Here is a 15,669-nt window from a genome sequence, read left to right on the forward strand (position 1 = left end):
CAGAAGAACTCATCTAAAATCAATAAAAAAAGACTGAATAAGATATAATGCCCCTAAAAAAACTATCTTTTTTGGGGTATTACATCTACCTCAGTCTCTTTAGTAGAGGAAAGCTAGCTTAGCCTTCCTCTACTCTTTCTTTTACTATTAAACAGGTTTCATGCTTCTTTTACGCTTTTCAAAATATAGTAGCCTTTGTCTTTTGTCACGATTTCCACATTGCCAAAGACTTCAGTCATTTTTTTCTCAGCACTTGGCGCACCTTGTTTCTTTTGGATCACGACAGTTAATGTTCCATCGACAAGTAGTCTAGGATACGCTTCACTTAAAATTTCATGCACCACTTTTTTCCCCGCTCGAATCGGCGGATTGCTAATGATTGCAGCGTATTGCTGTTCATGGGTATCAGCGTAGATATTTGATGTGTGGATATCGACATTTTCAACATGATTTTTCTTCGCATTTTCTTGCGCTAAAGCCACCGCTCGCTGATTAACATCGATCATTTCTACCGTTCTGCCACTTAACGAAGCCAATGTTAAGCCAATTGGGCCGTAACCGCAACCGACATCTAGCAACTTGCCTTCTGGAAGATTTTCCCACTCAAAAGCATCGATCAACACACGGGAACCAAAGTCCACTGTATTACGGGAAAACACACCACTATCGGTTAAAAACTGAAACTTCTTCCCTCTTAATTCAAACGACCACTGCTCTAAATCATGAGGCAAATCTGGATTTTCTGTATAATAATGATTATTCATTTTCTTCTTCCTAACTATTTTCTTTTGTCATCAGTCTACCTTTTATTTCTCGAACAATCAAGGCAGCGAGTAAGTCATAACCCGTTCTAGAAAAATGTAGTCCATCTGCTTGTAAAAATTCATCTGTGCCAGGGTAAACCACCATTGCTTTATATACATCGATGACAGGAATTTCGTATCTCGCCCCGATTACTTTTACTCGTTCTACATATTCACGAATCCGGTCATCATCTCGCGTTGGTTTTCTAGCACAATCTACATAGGGCGGTGTGAGTAAAATGACTTTTTCTTTGCCAATTTTAGCGATCATTGCTTCGATGTTTTCTGCATATTTTTCTAAAGGCACTAGATTGTCACTATTCGTGTCATTCGCCCCGAAAAAGATCGTTACGATATCAGCTTTTTCTACTAAGACTTCTTTTTCTAAACGTTTCATTGCGTCTTGCGTGGTATCTCCTGGCATCCCAGCATTTACGATCATCACTTCTTCATAATGTTGAGCCGCCAGATCTTCTGTGATCAGATTTTGTAAAATCGGCGTGATGACTTCTTCGCCATATCCTGCTGTGATACTATCTCCAAATAAAACAATTTTTTTCATTAGGTATTTTCCTTTCTCAACTTGTTTTCTTTATTTATCATACCATTGAAAAGGCTGTTTTGCCGAGGCAAAGAATTATTTCAGAGTAGTTCCACTTTAAATGAGAATTCTTAATTCTATTTATGTTTAGTAGAATAAAAAAACAGACCTTAAAGGTTTGTATTTCAGACAAAAAACAAATTAAAAACAACTAATTGATTTGACATAACATTCACATTATTATATAATCAAATTCAACTAATTCGCGATTAGTAAAAAATATAATAGGTGGTTAAGATATGAAAAAAAGAAATTGGTTATTTGTTGGTACCGTTATACTTTCTACACACATTTTTTCTGCTACACAAGTCCTTGCAGTTGAAGATTCTGAAATCAGTACAACTTCAGAAGTGAATAATTTAAATGATTTGAATTCGATTTTTCCAGAAAGCGAACAATGGGAAGAGGATATGAAAAATGAAGCAAATAACGCTCCAGTTGAAATAGATCCAAAGGCTGTTGGACGCGCTAGAGCAGGATCATGGTCATGGCGCGACGGTGTCATTTGTATAACAGATTCATATGCTTCTAGTCCCCTTTTTAATAACGGTCATGCGGGAATCATGGGTGCTAGTCGCTGGTATACAACAGTTGAAGCCAACCCTAATGACGGAGTACAATTTAAAAGCGGTGATTGGCCTTCTCGTTTCGGCGGTCAAGTATGGCAAGTTGGCGTAAAAAGTACATCAGTTGCACAAGATAAAAAAGCTGCCTTATGGGCAGAAAAACAGGTTGGAAAAAAATACAATAACAATTTTTTGAATAGAGGTACCAGAAGTACTTTCTATTGCTCTCAGCTAGTTTGGGCAGCATATAAAGACACAGCTAACGTTGACTTAGACACATGGCGCTATGCATCTGCTGTACATCCGTTTGAACTTCACCAAACAGACAAAACAACTTTGATTTATAGGAAGAAATAAATATGAATAAAAATGTTTTAAGAAAAATAGGGCTAACCTCCCTATTTTTCTTACTTACGCTTGGCGGATGCCAAAAGACAACTGCACTAAAAACAGAAGAGTATGATCTAGCTATTATTGATTCAAAAAACATCACAACCTTTCTTGAAAAAGACGATAAACTAGAAAAAGTGGAACAACTTAAACGAACAGATGGAAATCTAAATTTTTGGCGTAATAATTTTTGGAAAATGGATGATCATTACTACACAAAAACCTCTGAAAATCCCAAACTTGAAGTATCCTTAGCAAAAATTGGTCGTGACTTATCCATTGACCTTGTCAAAGCAGAAGGAAATGATGCCTATACTTCAAATGTAGACGGAGAATTTTTTTATACTACCGCCTGTTTTAGTGATCGAACTGAATTTTATAAATATGATAAGAACCTGAAACTACAGTTGAAAAAGGAACTCCGCAAAAAAGAAAGTATCCTAACCAATCAGTTGATCCCTCTAGGAGAGTATCTCTACGTTTTATGTGGCTACACTAACCCTGATGACGGATCAAGCAAAAATATGTTAGTGAAAATGACAAAGGAATTTGAAGTGATCGAAGAAACAAATTTAGGTGATGAAACAAGTGCATACATGAGAATGGTTCATTTTCAAAATAAACTTTATATTACAGAAGCCAATACTAGTGTGAGTGCAACTGGTGAACCAGGAGAAGCAAATCGTGTACTTGTATATGACCTAGCAACAAAAAATAAAGCGTATCTCACTTTGACTTATCCTTATCCGATGGAAATATATGTAGACGAGCCAAACGAAAACCTAATCATTCGTCACTATGAGCTCTATGTAAAAAGCTATACATGGACCGTTTATAACTTGAAAGACCAAACAGAATCGTTCATTCATTTCCCTGAATACGAAAAGTTGGAACAAGAAAAACATATAAATCCTCCATTTTTCACTCAGGATAGTGGTTATTACTATTTTATGTTCGATGATCAACTCACCAAATATGATCCTAAAACGAATACACCGATCAAACTAGACTTATCAGCTTATGACTTTGAAGATACAAGTGCTTTGATTATGAATAAATAAGAATACACACCAAAACTCTACTTTAACCACTCAGTAGGGTTTTGTTGTTTTATGAAAGATGCTATAATAAGCACAGAAATAAATGTTGGCTTTGGTGGAGGAACCGATGGACGATAAAATGAATTATTACCCCATTTCGCGGAAGGAATGGCAGGGCTTCTATCATAACGGCAAAGCGCCGCTGACAGAAGAAGAATTAGAAGATATCAAAGGCTTTAATGATCAAATTTCATTGCAGGATGTGCAGGACATTTACGTGCCACTGACCCATCTGATTCATTTATATATGAAAGAATTTGAGTCTTTAACTGTTAGCAAAGGGCTGTTTTTGCATGAATATGTGCCTGTTCCGCCTTTTATCATCGGGATCGCTGGTAGTGTGGCTGTTGGGAAAAGTACCACCGCTCGCTTACTGCAGCTGATTTTATCCAGAACCTTTAAACGCCGCAATGTCCAACTGATCACGACGGACGGCTTTTTGTATCCGAATAAGGTTTTAGAAGCCAAAGGCATTATGGATCGGAAGGGATTTCCAGAAAGCTATGACATGGAAAAGTTGATCGATTTTTTAAACCAAGTCAAAAATAGCCAAGAAGAAATCAAAGCACCACTTTATTCTCATAGTGTCTATGATATTATTGAAGGCGAATATGAAGTAATCCAACAACCAGATATTCTGATCGTTGAAGGAATCAATACACTGCAATTACCAGCCAATCAGCAGATTTACGTCAGCGACTTCTTTGACTTTTCAGTCTTTGTAGATGCAGAACCGAAGCTGATCGAAAAATGGTACCTTGAACGATTTGGCGCCTTACTCGATACGGCCTTTCTTGATCCAGATAACTATTATTATCAATATGCGATCGGAAATCGTGACGATGCCTTTGCGATGGCAAAAGAAGTTTGGAAAACGGTGAACTTGAAAAACTTAGAGGAATATATCTTGCCAACTCGAGGCAGAGCGGATATTATACTTCATAAGACTGAAAATCATATTATTGATGAGATATTTATGCGGAAGTATTAATTCGTGAAGCTAGATCTCAAAACAACACTTAACTTGATTCTAAAAAGGTCAAAAATTTCTTTTTGACCTTTTATTAGATAAATCTAAATGGATAGGGGTAATAAATGTGACCAATGTTGCCGATTTGACAACTGTCGAAAAAATTATTGTTTTAGACTTTGGTAGTCAATATAACCAATTGATTACTCGACGTATTCGTGAATTTGGCGTGTTCTCAGAATTATTGAGCCACCGAATCACAGCGGATGAAATTCGCGAAATGGCACCAAAGGGAATTATTTTCTCTGGTGGCCCAAATAGTGTTTATGATGAAAATGCGTTTAGTATCGATCCTGAAATTTATGAATTAGGCATTCCAATTCTAGGGATTTGTTACGGTATGCAACTGATGATGCATAATTTAGGCGGAAAAGTTGAGCCTGCTGGTAACCGTGAATATGGTAAGTCAGAGCTATCACTTTTGATTCCTGATTCACCTATTTTTAAAGGAACACCTGAAAAACAAATCGCTTGGATGAGTCATGGTGACCTAGTCGCTGCTATCCCTGATAGCTTTGAAACGGTGGCAACTAGCGCAGATTGTCCGTTTGCAGCAGTTCAAAATACAGACCGCAACCTTTACGGTGTGCAATTCCATCCAGAAGTACGTCATTCTGAATATGGTAACGACTTATTGCGTCACTTTACGTTTGATATTTGTCATTGCGAAGGCGACTGGACAATGGGCAACTTCATCGAAATGGAAATCAACAAAATCCGCGAACAAGTCGGCGATAAAAAAGTCCTTCTTGGCCTTTCAGGCGGCGTAGATTCAAGCGTTGTTGGTGTGCTGTTACAAAAAGCCATCGGCGACCAATTGACATGTATCTTTGTAGATCATGGTTTATTGCGCAAAGGTGAAGCAGAACAAGTAATGGATAGTTTAGGTGGGAAATTTGGCTTAAACATCATTAAAGTAGATGCGAAAGATCGTTTCTTAGATAAATTAGCTGGTGTTTCTGATCCAGAGAAAAAACGTAAAATCATTGGGAACGAATTCGTTTATCTTTTCGATGATGAAGCGACAAAACTTGATGGCATCGACTTCCTAGCACAAGGAACTCTTTATACAGATATCGTAGAAAGCGGAACTGAAACAGCGCAAACGATCAAATCTCACCATAACGTGGGCGGATTGCCGGAAGATATGCAATTTGAATTGATTGAACCGTTGAATACGTTATTTAAAGATGAAGTTCGTGCATTAGGTATCGAATTAGGCATGCCAGAAGCGTTAGTTTGGCGCCAACCATTCCCTGGTCCTGGTTTAGGGATTCGTGTGCTTGGTGAAATTACTGAAGAAAAATTAGAAATCGTGCGTGATTCTGATGCGATTTTACGTGAAGAGATCGCCAATGCTGGTTTAGATCGTGATATTTGGCAGTACTTTACTGTGTTACCTGGCATCCGTAGTGTGGGTGTTATGGGTGATGGTCGTACGTATGATTATACTGTGGGTATTCGTGCAGTAACTTCGATTGATGGGATGACAGCGGACTTTGCTAGAATTCCTTGGGATGTGTTGCAGAAGATTTCTGTGAGAATCGTGAATGAAGTGGATCATGTGAATCGGATTGTTTATGATATTACGAGTAAGCCACCTGCTACTGTTGAGTGGGAGTAAAGTAAATATATCACTTGATGTGTAAACGTTTATTTAACAGGATTTGACAGATTATAAAATGGATCGAAATGTAATGAATTGATATAGTTTCCCGCCAAAATTCCGCCAAGAATTTTGGTGGGATTTTTTGTTGTGAGAGAAAATATTTTATTGAAATTAGTCATTTACTCAAATATTGTTATTAAATCAAAAATTTGATATAATTAATGCACGAGATTCAATCAGAATTTCCCTGAATTTTTTTGTTGGATATTAATTATTCAACGTATGTAATTTGAAACCCATAGCTATTTTTGCCAAGCGTATTCATGTTCATATGTATGCGTTATTTCTTTAATACGTGTTCTCCTATACAGTAATTTGCGATAGAAGTATGATATTGTTTAGTAGCAATAAACTGGTACCCTATAGGGCGTGTTATAACAAAAACAGGGTTTTTTAGCGGAGATTAGAATAAGCTCTCTATTTCTGATAATTCCTTATAGTAAGCAGGGGGGATGTTTACCATCCTAATATATAAGGAAGGAGGATTCTTTTATGGATAAACGATCTAAAAAGACCTTTAAAACTCGTATAGAGCGCAGAAAATCAGAAAAATACCAACGTGCCTTTAAATTGTTTTTGAAAATAATAAAAGGTTATACACTTCTGAAAGGAGGAGTAGCTCTTTCACTCACTATTTTGAAGTTTTCTGATTTTATAGTGTTAGTCATTACTGACTTAATTGAAACACTTTATTCTAATCTCTATTATTTGAAAGAGCGTACTACTTATGGATTATACAACTACAAAATTATATGGAATAACTACAAAAAAACATTTGTCCTACATATTAAAAATAGATCAAAAGGTTCTAATGAATATAGAACCTCTTTTTTGTGCTGACTCCTTTACAAAAACTAAAAATGAAAAAACGAGAACCTTTTTTAACCCAGATATAACTCAACGAAAAGTACTCAACCGAATTAACCATTATTTGCAGCAAATAGAAGCTCCTTCCTATGCATACGGTGGGATTAAAGAAAGAAGCTATATTGACAATGCAAAAGTCCATAGATCACAAAGTTCTCTCTTATTGATTGATATAAAAGACTTTTTTCCTTCTACAAATGATTTTTATGTCTATAATTTTTTCAAAAATAAGTTAGCCATGTCTACAGATGTTGCAAAAATTTTAACTCTTATTGTAACTGAAAAATTTAGCTCATCAAAAAATAGATTTATTCCTCAAGGTTATCCCACCAGTCCACTAATTAGCCTTTTTTCTTATATTGATATGTTTAGCAAAATTGCAAAAATAGCTAGTTTGAATAACCTTAATTATTCATGTTATTATGATGATTTAACTTTGTCATCAAACAAGTACATTGATAAATCTGTATTACGACAAATCAAAAAAATAATTTCTTCCTACAATTTGAAAGTAAATGAAAATAAAACACGAGCATTATTCAATCGCGGTAGTAAACTTACTGGAGTTATTGTATTACCTGATGGACTTGAAATACCAGGTAAAATACAATTACAGATGATTCAAAACTTTGACTTACTAATGAAAAGTATTTTTTCAGAAACCCAAATTGATAAAGAAACCATTATTACACTTTGCAATAAAGTTCAAGGCTGCATAGCTTCCATGAAATCTATTGATAAACAAAGTGGTCATAGTGAAAGAGATTTATCTTTTTATTCAAATAAAGTGAAAGAAATAAAGAAACTCTTATAGAAGCTATAGACTACTGAAAAGAGTATCATTTGATAGCAAAAACTTTGTAGGTTTCCAAGCTATCAGTGTCTTTTCTACTTGTTATTATTTTAATGCTTTCTATTCTTGATACTATCATTACAAGATTTGTTTAAAAAAATTTTCAATGTACAATAAAAGTATATATCATTAATATGAAATGAGGAAAAGTATGAACCCATACACAATTACACCTTATGTGTTTAAGCCCTATGAGCCTTGCCCTTGTGAAAGCGGGAAAAAATACAAATTTTGTTGCTTCGCTAAAAGTAAAGTTATGTCTAATAATAATCAAAACTATAATGCAAAAAGACTCAATTCAGAAGCTCATAAGCATTTCAAAGAAACCGATTTCAAAACTTGCTTTGGATTTGATACTAATTGTAATCACGGTTATATAGGTGCTCATTCTTTGCAGAATAATGGTGTCTTAAATCTAATTGCTGCTGAAAATCATGTCTATATGTTAGAGATAAACTATCAAGTAAATTCTTTAACTCCGAAATTAGAATTTAAGAAAATTGGAAAAAAGCAAGCAAGTGTCTTTAATGGTTTTTGTAAATATCATGACGAAGAATACTTCAAAATAATAGAGGATGTTCCTTTTGAGGGAAATTCTGAACAAAATTATTGGTTCGCTTTCAGAGCACATTGTTTTGAAGCTCACAGAAAATACAGACTTAAAAAAAGTTATTCTTCTTTTTTTAAGAAATCACCTGAAGCCACAAGAAACAAACAATTATCGAATAATTATAGAGGAAACGAATTAACTATAAGAGATATGGAAGTTGATTATAATCGTTTTAAATGTATCTTTGAATCTCATGATTTTGATAAATTAGAAAGTTTTGTTAAAGTTCTACCTTTCAAGGTTGCATTTACAGCTACAACAGCTATTGCTGTATGTGTTGATATAGAGGGAAAGGCTGCTGCAGATATTTATAATTATGATGAATCCGTATTTGTTCCAAGTATCTATTTATCTGTAATACCAAAAGAAACTGAAACTATTATTATAATTTCCAGATTTAAAGAAGATGAATGCTATGAGAATTTCATCAAATCTTTAAATTCTTGCAAAGATGATAAAAAGATTTTCTCTTTCTTAACTTATTGTTTAGCAGAATACAGTGAAAACGTCTATTTTTCTCCACTACTAGTTGATAAAATATTAACTAGTAGTGAAAAAGAACTAATTTCAACTGCTTTTTTAGGATGTGTTAGCCCAAATCAAGAATTGAGATTCAAAAGCATGATGAGCACATTTAAATTAGATTTATTTAAATACAAACTATAATATACACTGTTGGAAATTGACACTATATTTTTTTATCATATTTAATCCTCTTTTTCTCGATAGATTAATTATAAGCCAATCTTTTTAGCTCAATTAATGTCTCTTATTGACGAACTGAGAAAAATCCATTTAGTGAAGTAACAATTTTTTGTAGAAACATGCTCTGTACTACAAATTTCAATCGAACATATGAAACTGAATCTTGAATGAGTTATAATTTTTATATAGTCTCTTTTTGTAGTCCTAGATGTGATTCAATAAATATGATGAAAAATTAAAACTATCACTTTCTTGTTTTTTAGCTCTGCAAATAGATTAGAGTAGGAATAATTAAAAAGACCGTGAACCTTTTGATATTGAAAGGTTTTACGGTCCTTTTATATTTATTATAACCATTTTACAACGAATATAAATTTCATCTTAGAATGTAAATCATCATCTTCGATATTTGAACGTTCAACTTTTATTGGAACCATACTCAGCCATATGTTTAAATTCTCTAAGATAATATTACTCTTTCCAATAATAAAGAATAAGAAATCATAACTATTTAATCAATTTTTTAATGTTTTGCCTACTCAAGTTACCATTTAAAATTGTTTACTTTTTTGATAAACTCAATTCGAGGTGATAGACATGTATAAAAATAAACTTAAAGAATTAATGTTAGAAAGAAATATCAGTAATCACAGGTTGGCAAAAGAAACTTCAATATCTCGTCAAGCCATTAGTAAAATTAAAAACAATGAATTTCATGATATTTCAGTTAATGTATTGACTGAGCTATTAGAATATTTTGACATGCCTTTTAACGAATTTGGGACAATATATACTCGTGAAGAATGCTTGCAAGCATTACTACCAAATAGAGGTTTTAATCAAAAAAACTTGAATCTACTAGAATCTCTATTTTCTAAAAATCTTCATATTTCATGCAAATACCATCCTTATTCATCAAAGCAGTGTTTAAATATTTATTCCAAAAACTATTTTAAAAAGTTTTCTTTTTCAGGAAATATGCGAATTAATACTAGTTTATACGGACTAACATTTGAAATAACAGATTTCGATTTATATAGGAAAAGTGAAAATTTTCATTTTGATGATTTCTATGATTTTTATAAAGATTTCATTATCCAACTAGAACATTATGCGTTAACTTTAGGATTCACCCAAATTGTTATAAACATCAATTCTTATTTTGATAAAAATTTAAAAATGCAATTAGAGCCCCGAAAAGTAAATTTAAAAGATTTAAATTTACTGATAAATAAATACAAATATTCTAATAGAGAAAATGAATTAATTAAAACATCGATCATTAAGCAATTAGGTTACATAGAACATAGCTATAATGATTCCCAACAAAAAAGAAAATATGAAAAAGAGAAGATAAACAATTATGTAGACTGTTTAAACCATCTAACCTTTTTTGAAAAAGAACAAAAACGTATTTCTATATTTTCAGAGAAAAATATATATTTTAATCATGATACAAAAAAATTTATCAAACCATTAAATTCTGAAATTATCCCAAAAGAAAAACTCGAAAAAGATATTAAGCGGCAATGGGAATGGCTATAACAGCATTTCTTTTAGCGTTTCTCTATGCTATACTAGTCTCGGCAACTTGCCCCCAAAGGGGGGTGGTTCCAATGGAAAAATTAATATCGCTAGTCATTGCGCCTATTTTTGTAGGTATTGTTATTAAACTTTTTTCTCACTGGTTAGATGAGAAAGACAATGACTAAAAGCAAGTTGCTTCTAACCCGCACATTCGAAGTCGCAACGAATGTAAAAAAAACCACTCTATTCACAGTAGAGTGGTTTTTGTGTTCCATTGGTAAAAATTAATATCGCTTCGCACAATCATAGTACCAAAAATACATCAAAAAAGCAAATATTGGCTATAGAAAGCAGTCTAATTTAATAGAATCAAAAGGGCACTAAGCTTTATTTTCTTACCTTCTATCTACTTTGTAGGATAAGTATTTTTTATATCAGGCAACCCAAGAATATAATCAGTACTTGTGTTGTCGTACTTTACTAATTTAATAAGAGATTTTACAGGAATACTTACATCGCCACATTCGTAGTTGCTATAAACTCTTTGGCTGACATACAAGGCTTCGGCAGTTCTCTCATTTTGAGTTAAATCATTATCTTCTCTTAGATCACCTATTCTTTTATACATCTTAGTTCCCCACAGTTAACAGAAAATTACTACTAGACAAAAAAATTGAGAGAGAGATTACTAATCTTTATCTCAATTTTCGGTGTATTCATGACTGATTTTTCAAACTGTATTGACCGTTTTTAGAAACACAATTTGATCAATTAATAAAAAAAGAAAAGTTAAAATCTTTGAATAATTCCAATTGCTATTTTGTAAGTTCCTCGAGTATCAACAAAATCATATACCAAGAAATGAAGTTAGGCCTATTATGACATTATAAATATCTATAAGTTCGATAACTTACTCAATATTCTTTAATTGAATAATCTCGCCAATGTCATCTATATCCAAAGCTTCTGCAATTCTAATTAAATGATTAATTTGTATTCTTTGTCTTTTACCGTTAGCTAGTTCACTCAATCTTGCTACTTCTATATCAGATAATCTAGAAAGCTCGCTCAAAGAAATATTATGCCTATTTATCAAATCGTGAATTTTTATTTCCAATACTTTTTCTTTCATAAAATGCTCCCCCTCTATTGCTTATATAGGCATGATAATATATAATGAGTTCAAACCCTTTGCTGATATAGGCAAACACCCGAAATTAATGGAGTTAGGAAATGAGACAAATTTTTTTCTTTGAAAAATAAAGTTATAACTTAGGAGGTTCAACATGGCTCACCCAGTAAAAATGATCACCTATCAAGATCTACATAAACTAAATCATTCAATCCAACAATTAAAGAACTGGCACGAAACATTCAGTTCACTAAAAAACAACATCCATAATCACTCTATTCCCGATAATCTCTTTTATGAGCATGAAAGAATACTAAAAACAATAACTCAAGAAACACAAAAACTTAAAACCAAAGAAAAACTGAAAAACACTTTGATTTAAAATCCTAGCCGCAAAATGGGATTTTAAAGTTCATCAGTATTAGCCGAACTGATACTGATGAACGATAGATTCAAACAAGTAGTTGGATAACCGGCTACTTGTTTTTTTGATTACATATCAGCAGTAGAATGAGAATATTCACGATATTTAGACCGATTATTATTTTTCTCTAGTAACCAGCGCAACGCAAAAAAGCCTAGAGGAAATCCCCTAGAGCTCACTACTACTATATAAATTAGATTTTAATCTCATTCTCTATTGCATATTCTTCTCCAAGTGCTTCTTGTAGATACTTTGTTATTTGATTAACCTCATCAAGAAACAATTCTTTTTCTATATCTGAGTTAAACCCAATGTACTTGAAACTAATATCTGTATCAATAAATAGGTTATTATATTTTTCCTGTAAGGAAACTAATTTTCTTTCTAATTCCTTATCTTCCACTAACTCTTTAGGTATATCGTTATATAGAAAATGCCCATCTTCATATATCCATATAGGAAAACATTGATACTCCAAATATAGTTTTATTTTTTTCATAGCTGTACGCCTAAATTAAATGGTACATTAACTAAACTGATTGATTCATTTCTATTTTTCCTTAAATATTTAAATTTATTTCTTCTATATTATTTTGTGTAGACATCTGAATCAATCCATTAGCAAATTGCTCTATAAGACCAATTTCACTGTATAGATAAAAACAGCATCTATGTTTACGTTCATCGTTATCATCTATTTCCATGTCTACTTCTATTTCTATTTTTCCTGTTGCATCTGCTGGAGAAAAATTCAGCGAAAAAGCTGGCGTGAAATCTCCTTCTTTTTTTCCAAACTCTACATAACAACTATCATTAAATTTAAAAGAAAATTCCTTAATTCTGTTTCCAATAATTTCTAAGTCTGTATTCTCAATATAGCATAATTGATAAGCTGAAATATATTTCGATTTAGCGCTAACTTTTATTTCTAATAAACTTGAATCTTCCCAATTTTTTCCTATTTTAATGTTGCTCATATTTTCTCCATTGGACCATAGTTAGTCAAAATATTTCTCTATATGGCGAAACGACATCCGTTAGTATCTATCTTTTTACTCCCTCCACTGATAGAATACTTTTTTATCTCACTTTCCCTGAAACTAAAGAAAACGTTGTATTGTCTCCATCACTACACTCAATACTAATAGAATCATTTCCCTCTAAATAATATTCTTCAATTATATCTCTAAATCCCATTTTCCATAGAAAAGAACCATCGTTTTTATAAACAAATATATCTAACTCACAAACATATATAATATAGTTTGAATCAGAATCTATTAATATATCATATAATACGGAAGGTAGTTTTTCTTCAAACAGCACAGATTTAGTAGTATAGTCTATACACGCAAAAATACTATTTATCCCTAAAAACACCTTATTTGATTGAGGTAATAATTTTATTTGTGGTTCCAAACCAATATCATAATAAATAAATCCTACCTCAGATAAATTGTTACTAAATTTTATAAACTTGTTACTTTCAGACACTTCTTCACTGAATAAGAAAGAATTCTTACCTAAGTTTTTCTCTAATTCAATTGCTGACTCATAATACTCTATTTCCCAAGAATCCATTTATTTCCCACCTTTAACAATTATTGTTAGTAATCTGTCTCCATCCCAAACAGATTCTATTTTTACGCCCCCACTTGGACCTTTTAAAAAGCTTTCTCTTACAGTAGTTGTATAATTTACGGTTGGCAGACCTGGTAACTCTTTAGCCACATAGCTTCTTGTTTCTGTTTTTAAAATATTGGAAGAATCATTAATAGCATCTTTTAAATGATTATTTAGGAATTCTCTGCTATTCGGTGTATCATAAATTCCAATCTTACTTAACTCACTTTGCATAGTTTGTGATCTTTGGATGTTATGCTTATTTCCTTTAGCTTTTCCAAACAAGTAATCAAGTTTATTTCCTAGCTCTGGACTTTTTAGGTTTCCAACCCCACTAACTTTCCCAACATCTTTCCCTCTATCAACCGTCTTAACAACCCCTGCCGACTTCTCAAACTCTTTCAACGCTTCCCACTCTTTAGCAGTCAACTTAATCGCATCCAGCGAATAATCACCATTTCTCAGCAACTTAGCTGACTTCAAAATATCTTTCACTCGATCAATCGGTAACACAGCTAATAACAAGAAAACACCTGAAGATGAGCGTTGCATCGTCGTAGAATCTTTCGCAAGCAGGATCTCAATATCATCAATATTGGTAAGGATTTTAAAAATCTCTGGTCCATACTCTTTAAACAATTCAACATTATGAACACGAAACAGTTCATGTAACTCTTTTGTTTTCTGAACATCCAATTTTCCATTGCGATAAATCTGATATTCGACGCCATTCGATAATTCTTTGATGACCACATCGATTCGGTCTTTCGGCTGTGCCTTGTTAAAGTCCTTTAGTGCTTTATACCATTTTTGATTTTTAAAATCAATGGTTTTATAACCATCTTTACCGCCTGAAAAATTCCCAGCACTGCCTAGGAAGGCTAATCCTTCGGCAATCGAAGCAATAACTGTTTGGACGTCTGAGAAATCACTGCCATGCGCTGCTTCAAAGGCGCTATATTTTTCGAGAATTTCAATTTTCTTGGCGGTTCCCAGCATGCTTTGTTTATTAAAAAATTGATTCACAAATGGCACATCTTCAAAGGCTTTTGCCAAAGCTTCCATGATCACATCATTTTCTGCTTGTAAACGACGTAACTCAGCTTTTAGCCCTTCCATTTTTGCGGTATCTAGATCATTTTCTGCTGGTCCAACTTCTGAGGTAAAGGCGCTCAAATAAGAGGTGATTGCATCATCAAGGGTATTTAAGGCATTGCCCACTGTGGTTGATACTTCTGAGTAGGCATCAAAATAACTTTTAGTAGAATCCCACCCTGTACCAGATAATTTCCCTGCACTTTGAAACGCTTGTTGCGCCTCTTTAAAGGAATTTAGTTGATCTAATACAGTTAAACGTAAATTTTGCACTTCACTGGCAACATTTTGCCATTCAGTATATCTAAATTTAGGCATCTTCCTCCTCCTTTTGTGCTTGTTGCTTTTTTTGCAGCCATAGGAGGTCGTCTTCTGCTTGGATTTTTTTACGTTCTGTTTCACTTACTAATTCTGTTAACTCTTCTTTGCCCGCATCAAAGGTTCTGAACGCTTCTGTTCGTTCATCTTCTAGCATTTCTAAATCTATTCTAGCTGAACGTTCTGCTTCTGTTCCTTTGCTGTAATAGAGAAATTCTTCTAATATCTCTGCTTGTTGTTGGTAAACACGTTGTAGATCATTGAGTAGAAAATCACTTTCAGTATCTTTTTTCTTTAACTCTATTTTTCGACCTTCATATTCTTCGATTTTCACCTGTAGTTGTTTTTCTTCCATA

Annotated in this window: 19 protein-coding genes; 10 read left to right on the top strand and 9 right to left on the bottom strand. The window is 33.1% G+C overall.

The features are described 5' to 3' along the window. Window positions 1-158: 158 nt before the first annotated feature. Complete coding sequence (locus ATZ35_RS03475) at window positions 159-764, bottom strand: class I SAM-dependent methyltransferase (RefSeq protein ID WP_208929514.1); 606 nt, start codon at window positions 762-764, stop codon at window positions 159-161. 10 nt (window positions 765-774) lie between these two features. Then, a complete protein-coding gene (locus ATZ35_RS03480) occupies window positions 775-1,365 on the bottom strand; it encodes a GDSL-type esterase/lipase family protein (RefSeq protein ID WP_208929515.1) in 591 nt (196 codons plus the stop codon). A gap of 278 nt (window positions 1,366-1,643) precedes the next feature. Between ATZ35_RS03480 and ATZ35_RS03485 the strand changes: the two genes are divergently transcribed. The 9 genes from ATZ35_RS03485 (at window position 1,644) to ATZ35_RS03525 (ending at window position 10,906) form a co-directional block, all read left to right on the top strand. Next, on the top strand, window positions 1,644-2,327 hold the full coding sequence (locus tag ATZ35_RS03485) for a YiiX/YebB-like N1pC/P60 family cysteine hydrolase (protein ID WP_244148203.1): 684 nt from the start codon (window positions 1,644-1,646) through the stop codon (window positions 2,325-2,327). A 2-nt stretch (window positions 2,328-2,329) separates the two neighbouring features. After that, window positions 2,330-3,421 carry a hypothetical protein gene (locus ATZ35_RS03490; RefSeq protein WP_208929516.1) on the top strand — a complete coding sequence of 364 codons (1,092 nt, stop codon included), beginning with the start codon at window positions 2,330-2,332 and terminating at the stop codon, window positions 3,419-3,421. Window positions 3,422-3,527: 106 nt separating this feature from the next. After that, window positions 3,528-4,451 carry a type I pantothenate kinase gene (gene coaA, locus ATZ35_RS03495; protein WP_208929517.1) on the top strand — a complete coding sequence of 308 codons (924 nt, stop codon included), beginning with the start codon at window positions 3,528-3,530 and terminating at the stop codon, window positions 4,449-4,451. Window positions 4,452-4,557: 106 nt separating this feature from the next. Next, window positions 4,558-6,114, top strand: coding sequence for a glutamine-hydrolyzing GMP synthase (guaA, locus tag ATZ35_RS03500; protein ID WP_069654085.1), 1,557 nt, complete (start codon window positions 4,558-4,560; stop codon window positions 6,112-6,114). A gap of 537 nt (window positions 6,115-6,651) precedes the next feature. After that, on the top strand, window positions 6,652-6,999 hold the full coding sequence (locus ATZ35_RS03505) for a hypothetical protein (protein ID WP_208929518.1): 348 nt from the start codon (window positions 6,652-6,654) through the stop codon (window positions 6,997-6,999). Then, a complete protein-coding gene (locus ATZ35_RS03510) occupies window positions 6,971-7,840 on the top strand; it encodes a reverse transcriptase family protein (protein WP_208929519.1) in 870 nt (289 codons plus the stop codon). Before ATZ35_RS03505 ends, ATZ35_RS03510 begins: the two co-directional genes overlap by 29 nt. A gap of 190 nt (window positions 7,841-8,030) precedes the next feature. Further along, window positions 8,031-9,155, top strand: a complete 1,125-nt coding sequence (locus tag ATZ35_RS03515) for a YecA family protein (RefSeq protein ID WP_208929520.1) — start codon at window positions 8,031-8,033, stop codon at window positions 9,153-9,155. Window positions 9,156-9,791: 636 nt separating this feature from the next. Then, window positions 9,792-10,739: a helix-turn-helix domain-containing protein gene (locus ATZ35_RS03520; protein ID WP_208929521.1), complete on the top strand. Its 948-nt coding sequence runs from the start codon at window positions 9,792-9,794 to the stop codon at window positions 10,737-10,739. 71 nt (window positions 10,740-10,810) lie between these two features. Next, window positions 10,811-10,906, top strand: a complete 96-nt coding sequence (locus ATZ35_RS03525; RefSeq protein ID WP_185365235.1) for a type I toxin-antitoxin system Fst family toxin — start codon at window positions 10,811-10,813, stop codon at window positions 10,904-10,906. Window positions 10,907-11,127: 221 nt separating this feature from the next. On the opposite strand, the gene ATZ35_RS03530 is transcribed toward ATZ35_RS03525, so the two are convergent. Further along, window positions 11,128-11,349, bottom strand: coding sequence for a helix-turn-helix domain-containing protein (locus ATZ35_RS03530; protein WP_208929522.1), 222 nt, complete (start codon window positions 11,347-11,349; stop codon window positions 11,128-11,130). Window positions 11,350-11,631: 282 nt separating this feature from the next. Next, window positions 11,632-11,853, bottom strand: a complete 222-nt coding sequence (locus tag ATZ35_RS03535) for a helix-turn-helix domain-containing protein (protein ID WP_208929523.1) — start codon at window positions 11,851-11,853, stop codon at window positions 11,632-11,634. Window positions 11,854-12,007: 154 nt separating this feature from the next. Between ATZ35_RS03535 and ATZ35_RS03540 the strand changes: the two genes are divergently transcribed. Next, a complete protein-coding gene (locus ATZ35_RS03540) occupies window positions 12,008-12,235 on the top strand; it encodes a hypothetical protein (RefSeq protein WP_208929524.1) in 228 nt (75 codons plus the stop codon). Between the two features lie 235 nt (window positions 12,236-12,470). On the opposite strand, the gene ATZ35_RS03545 is transcribed toward ATZ35_RS03540, so the two are convergent. The 5 genes from ATZ35_RS03545 to ATZ35_RS03565 form a co-directional block, all read right to left on the bottom strand. Beyond that, on the bottom strand, window positions 12,471-12,776 hold the full coding sequence (locus ATZ35_RS03545; RefSeq protein WP_208929525.1) for an immunity protein CdiI family protein: 306 nt from the start codon (window positions 12,774-12,776) through the stop codon (window positions 12,471-12,473). A gap of 61 nt (window positions 12,777-12,837) precedes the next feature. Next, on the bottom strand, window positions 12,838-13,254 hold the full coding sequence (locus ATZ35_RS03550; protein ID WP_208929526.1) for a hypothetical protein: 417 nt from the start codon (window positions 13,252-13,254) through the stop codon (window positions 12,838-12,840). A gap of 103 nt (window positions 13,255-13,357) precedes the next feature. Then, a complete protein-coding gene (locus ATZ35_RS03555) occupies window positions 13,358-13,858 on the bottom strand; it encodes a hypothetical protein (RefSeq protein WP_208929527.1) in 501 nt (166 codons plus the stop codon). Continuing rightward, window positions 13,859-15,313 (bottom strand): T7SS effector LXG polymorphic toxin, encoded by a 1,455-nt coding sequence (locus ATZ35_RS03560; RefSeq protein ID WP_208929528.1) that lies wholly within the window; start codon window positions 15,311-15,313, stop codon window positions 13,859-13,861. Continuing rightward, window positions 15,306-15,668 carry a hypothetical protein gene (locus tag ATZ35_RS03565; RefSeq protein WP_208929529.1) on the bottom strand — a complete coding sequence of 121 codons (363 nt, stop codon included), beginning with the start codon at window positions 15,666-15,668 and terminating at the stop codon, window positions 15,306-15,308. Before ATZ35_RS03565 ends, ATZ35_RS03560 begins: the two co-directional genes overlap by 8 nt. Window position 15,669 lies beyond the last annotated feature (1 nt).

Source organism: Enterococcus rotai, from assembly GCF_001465345.1.
In the GTDB taxonomy this organism is placed as follows: domain Bacteria; phylum Bacillota; class Bacilli; order Lactobacillales; family Enterococcaceae; genus Enterococcus_L; species Enterococcus_L rotai.

Coding starts and splice junctions, on each gene's coding strand:
- ATZ35_RS03565 (WP_208929529.1), bottom strand. CDS start 15,668: ATGGAAGAAAAACAACTACAGGTGAAAATCGAAGAATATGAAGGTCGA.
- ATZ35_RS03535 (WP_208929523.1), bottom strand. CDS start 11,853: ATGAAAGAAAAAGTATTGGAAATAAAAATTCACGATTTGATAAATAGG.
- ATZ35_RS03490 (WP_208929516.1), top strand. CDS start 2,330: ATGAATAAAAATGTTTTAAGAAAAATAGGGCTAACCTCCCTATTTTTC.
- ATZ35_RS03480 (WP_208929515.1), bottom strand. CDS start 1,365: ATGAAAAAAATTGTTTTATTTGGAGATAGTATCACAGCAGGATATGGC.
- ATZ35_RS03515 (WP_208929520.1), top strand. CDS start 8,031: ATGAACCCATACACAATTACACCTTATGTGTTTAAGCCCTATGAGCCT.
- ATZ35_RS03530 (WP_208929522.1), bottom strand. CDS start 11,349: ATGTATAAAAGAATAGGTGATCTAAGAGAAGATAATGATTTAACTCAA.
- ATZ35_RS03525 (WP_185365235.1), top strand. CDS start 10,811: ATGGAAAAATTAATATCGCTAGTCATTGCGCCTATTTTTGTAGGTATT.
- ATZ35_RS03520 (WP_208929521.1), top strand. CDS start 9,792: ATGTATAAAAATAAACTTAAAGAATTAATGTTAGAAAGAAATATCAGT.
- ATZ35_RS03510 (WP_208929519.1), top strand. CDS start 6,971: ATGAATATAGAACCTCTTTTTTGTGCTGACTCCTTTACAAAAACTAAA.
- ATZ35_RS03475 (WP_208929514.1), bottom strand. CDS start 764: ATGAATAATCATTATTATACAGAAAATCCAGATTTGCCTCATGATTTA.
- ATZ35_RS03485 (WP_244148203.1), top strand. CDS start 1,644: ATGAAAAAAAGAAATTGGTTATTTGTTGGTACCGTTATACTTTCTACA.
- ATZ35_RS03555 (WP_208929527.1), bottom strand. CDS start 13,858: ATGGATTCTTGGGAAATAGAGTATTATGAGTCAGCAATTGAATTAGAG.
- ATZ35_RS03560 (WP_208929528.1), bottom strand. CDS start 15,313: ATGCCTAAATTTAGATATACTGAATGGCAAAATGTTGCCAGTGAAGTG.
- ATZ35_RS03545 (WP_208929525.1), bottom strand. CDS start 12,776: ATGAAAAAAATAAAACTATATTTGGAGTATCAATGTTTTCCTATATGG.
- ATZ35_RS03540 (WP_208929524.1), top strand. CDS start 12,008: ATGGCTCACCCAGTAAAAATGATCACCTATCAAGATCTACATAAACTA.
- ATZ35_RS03505 (WP_208929518.1), top strand. CDS start 6,652: ATGGATAAACGATCTAAAAAGACCTTTAAAACTCGTATAGAGCGCAGA.
- coaA (WP_208929517.1), top strand. CDS start 3,528: ATGGACGATAAAATGAATTATTACCCCATTTCGCGGAAGGAATGGCAG.
- ATZ35_RS03550 (WP_208929526.1), bottom strand. CDS start 13,254: ATGAGCAACATTAAAATAGGAAAAAATTGGGAAGATTCAAGTTTATTA.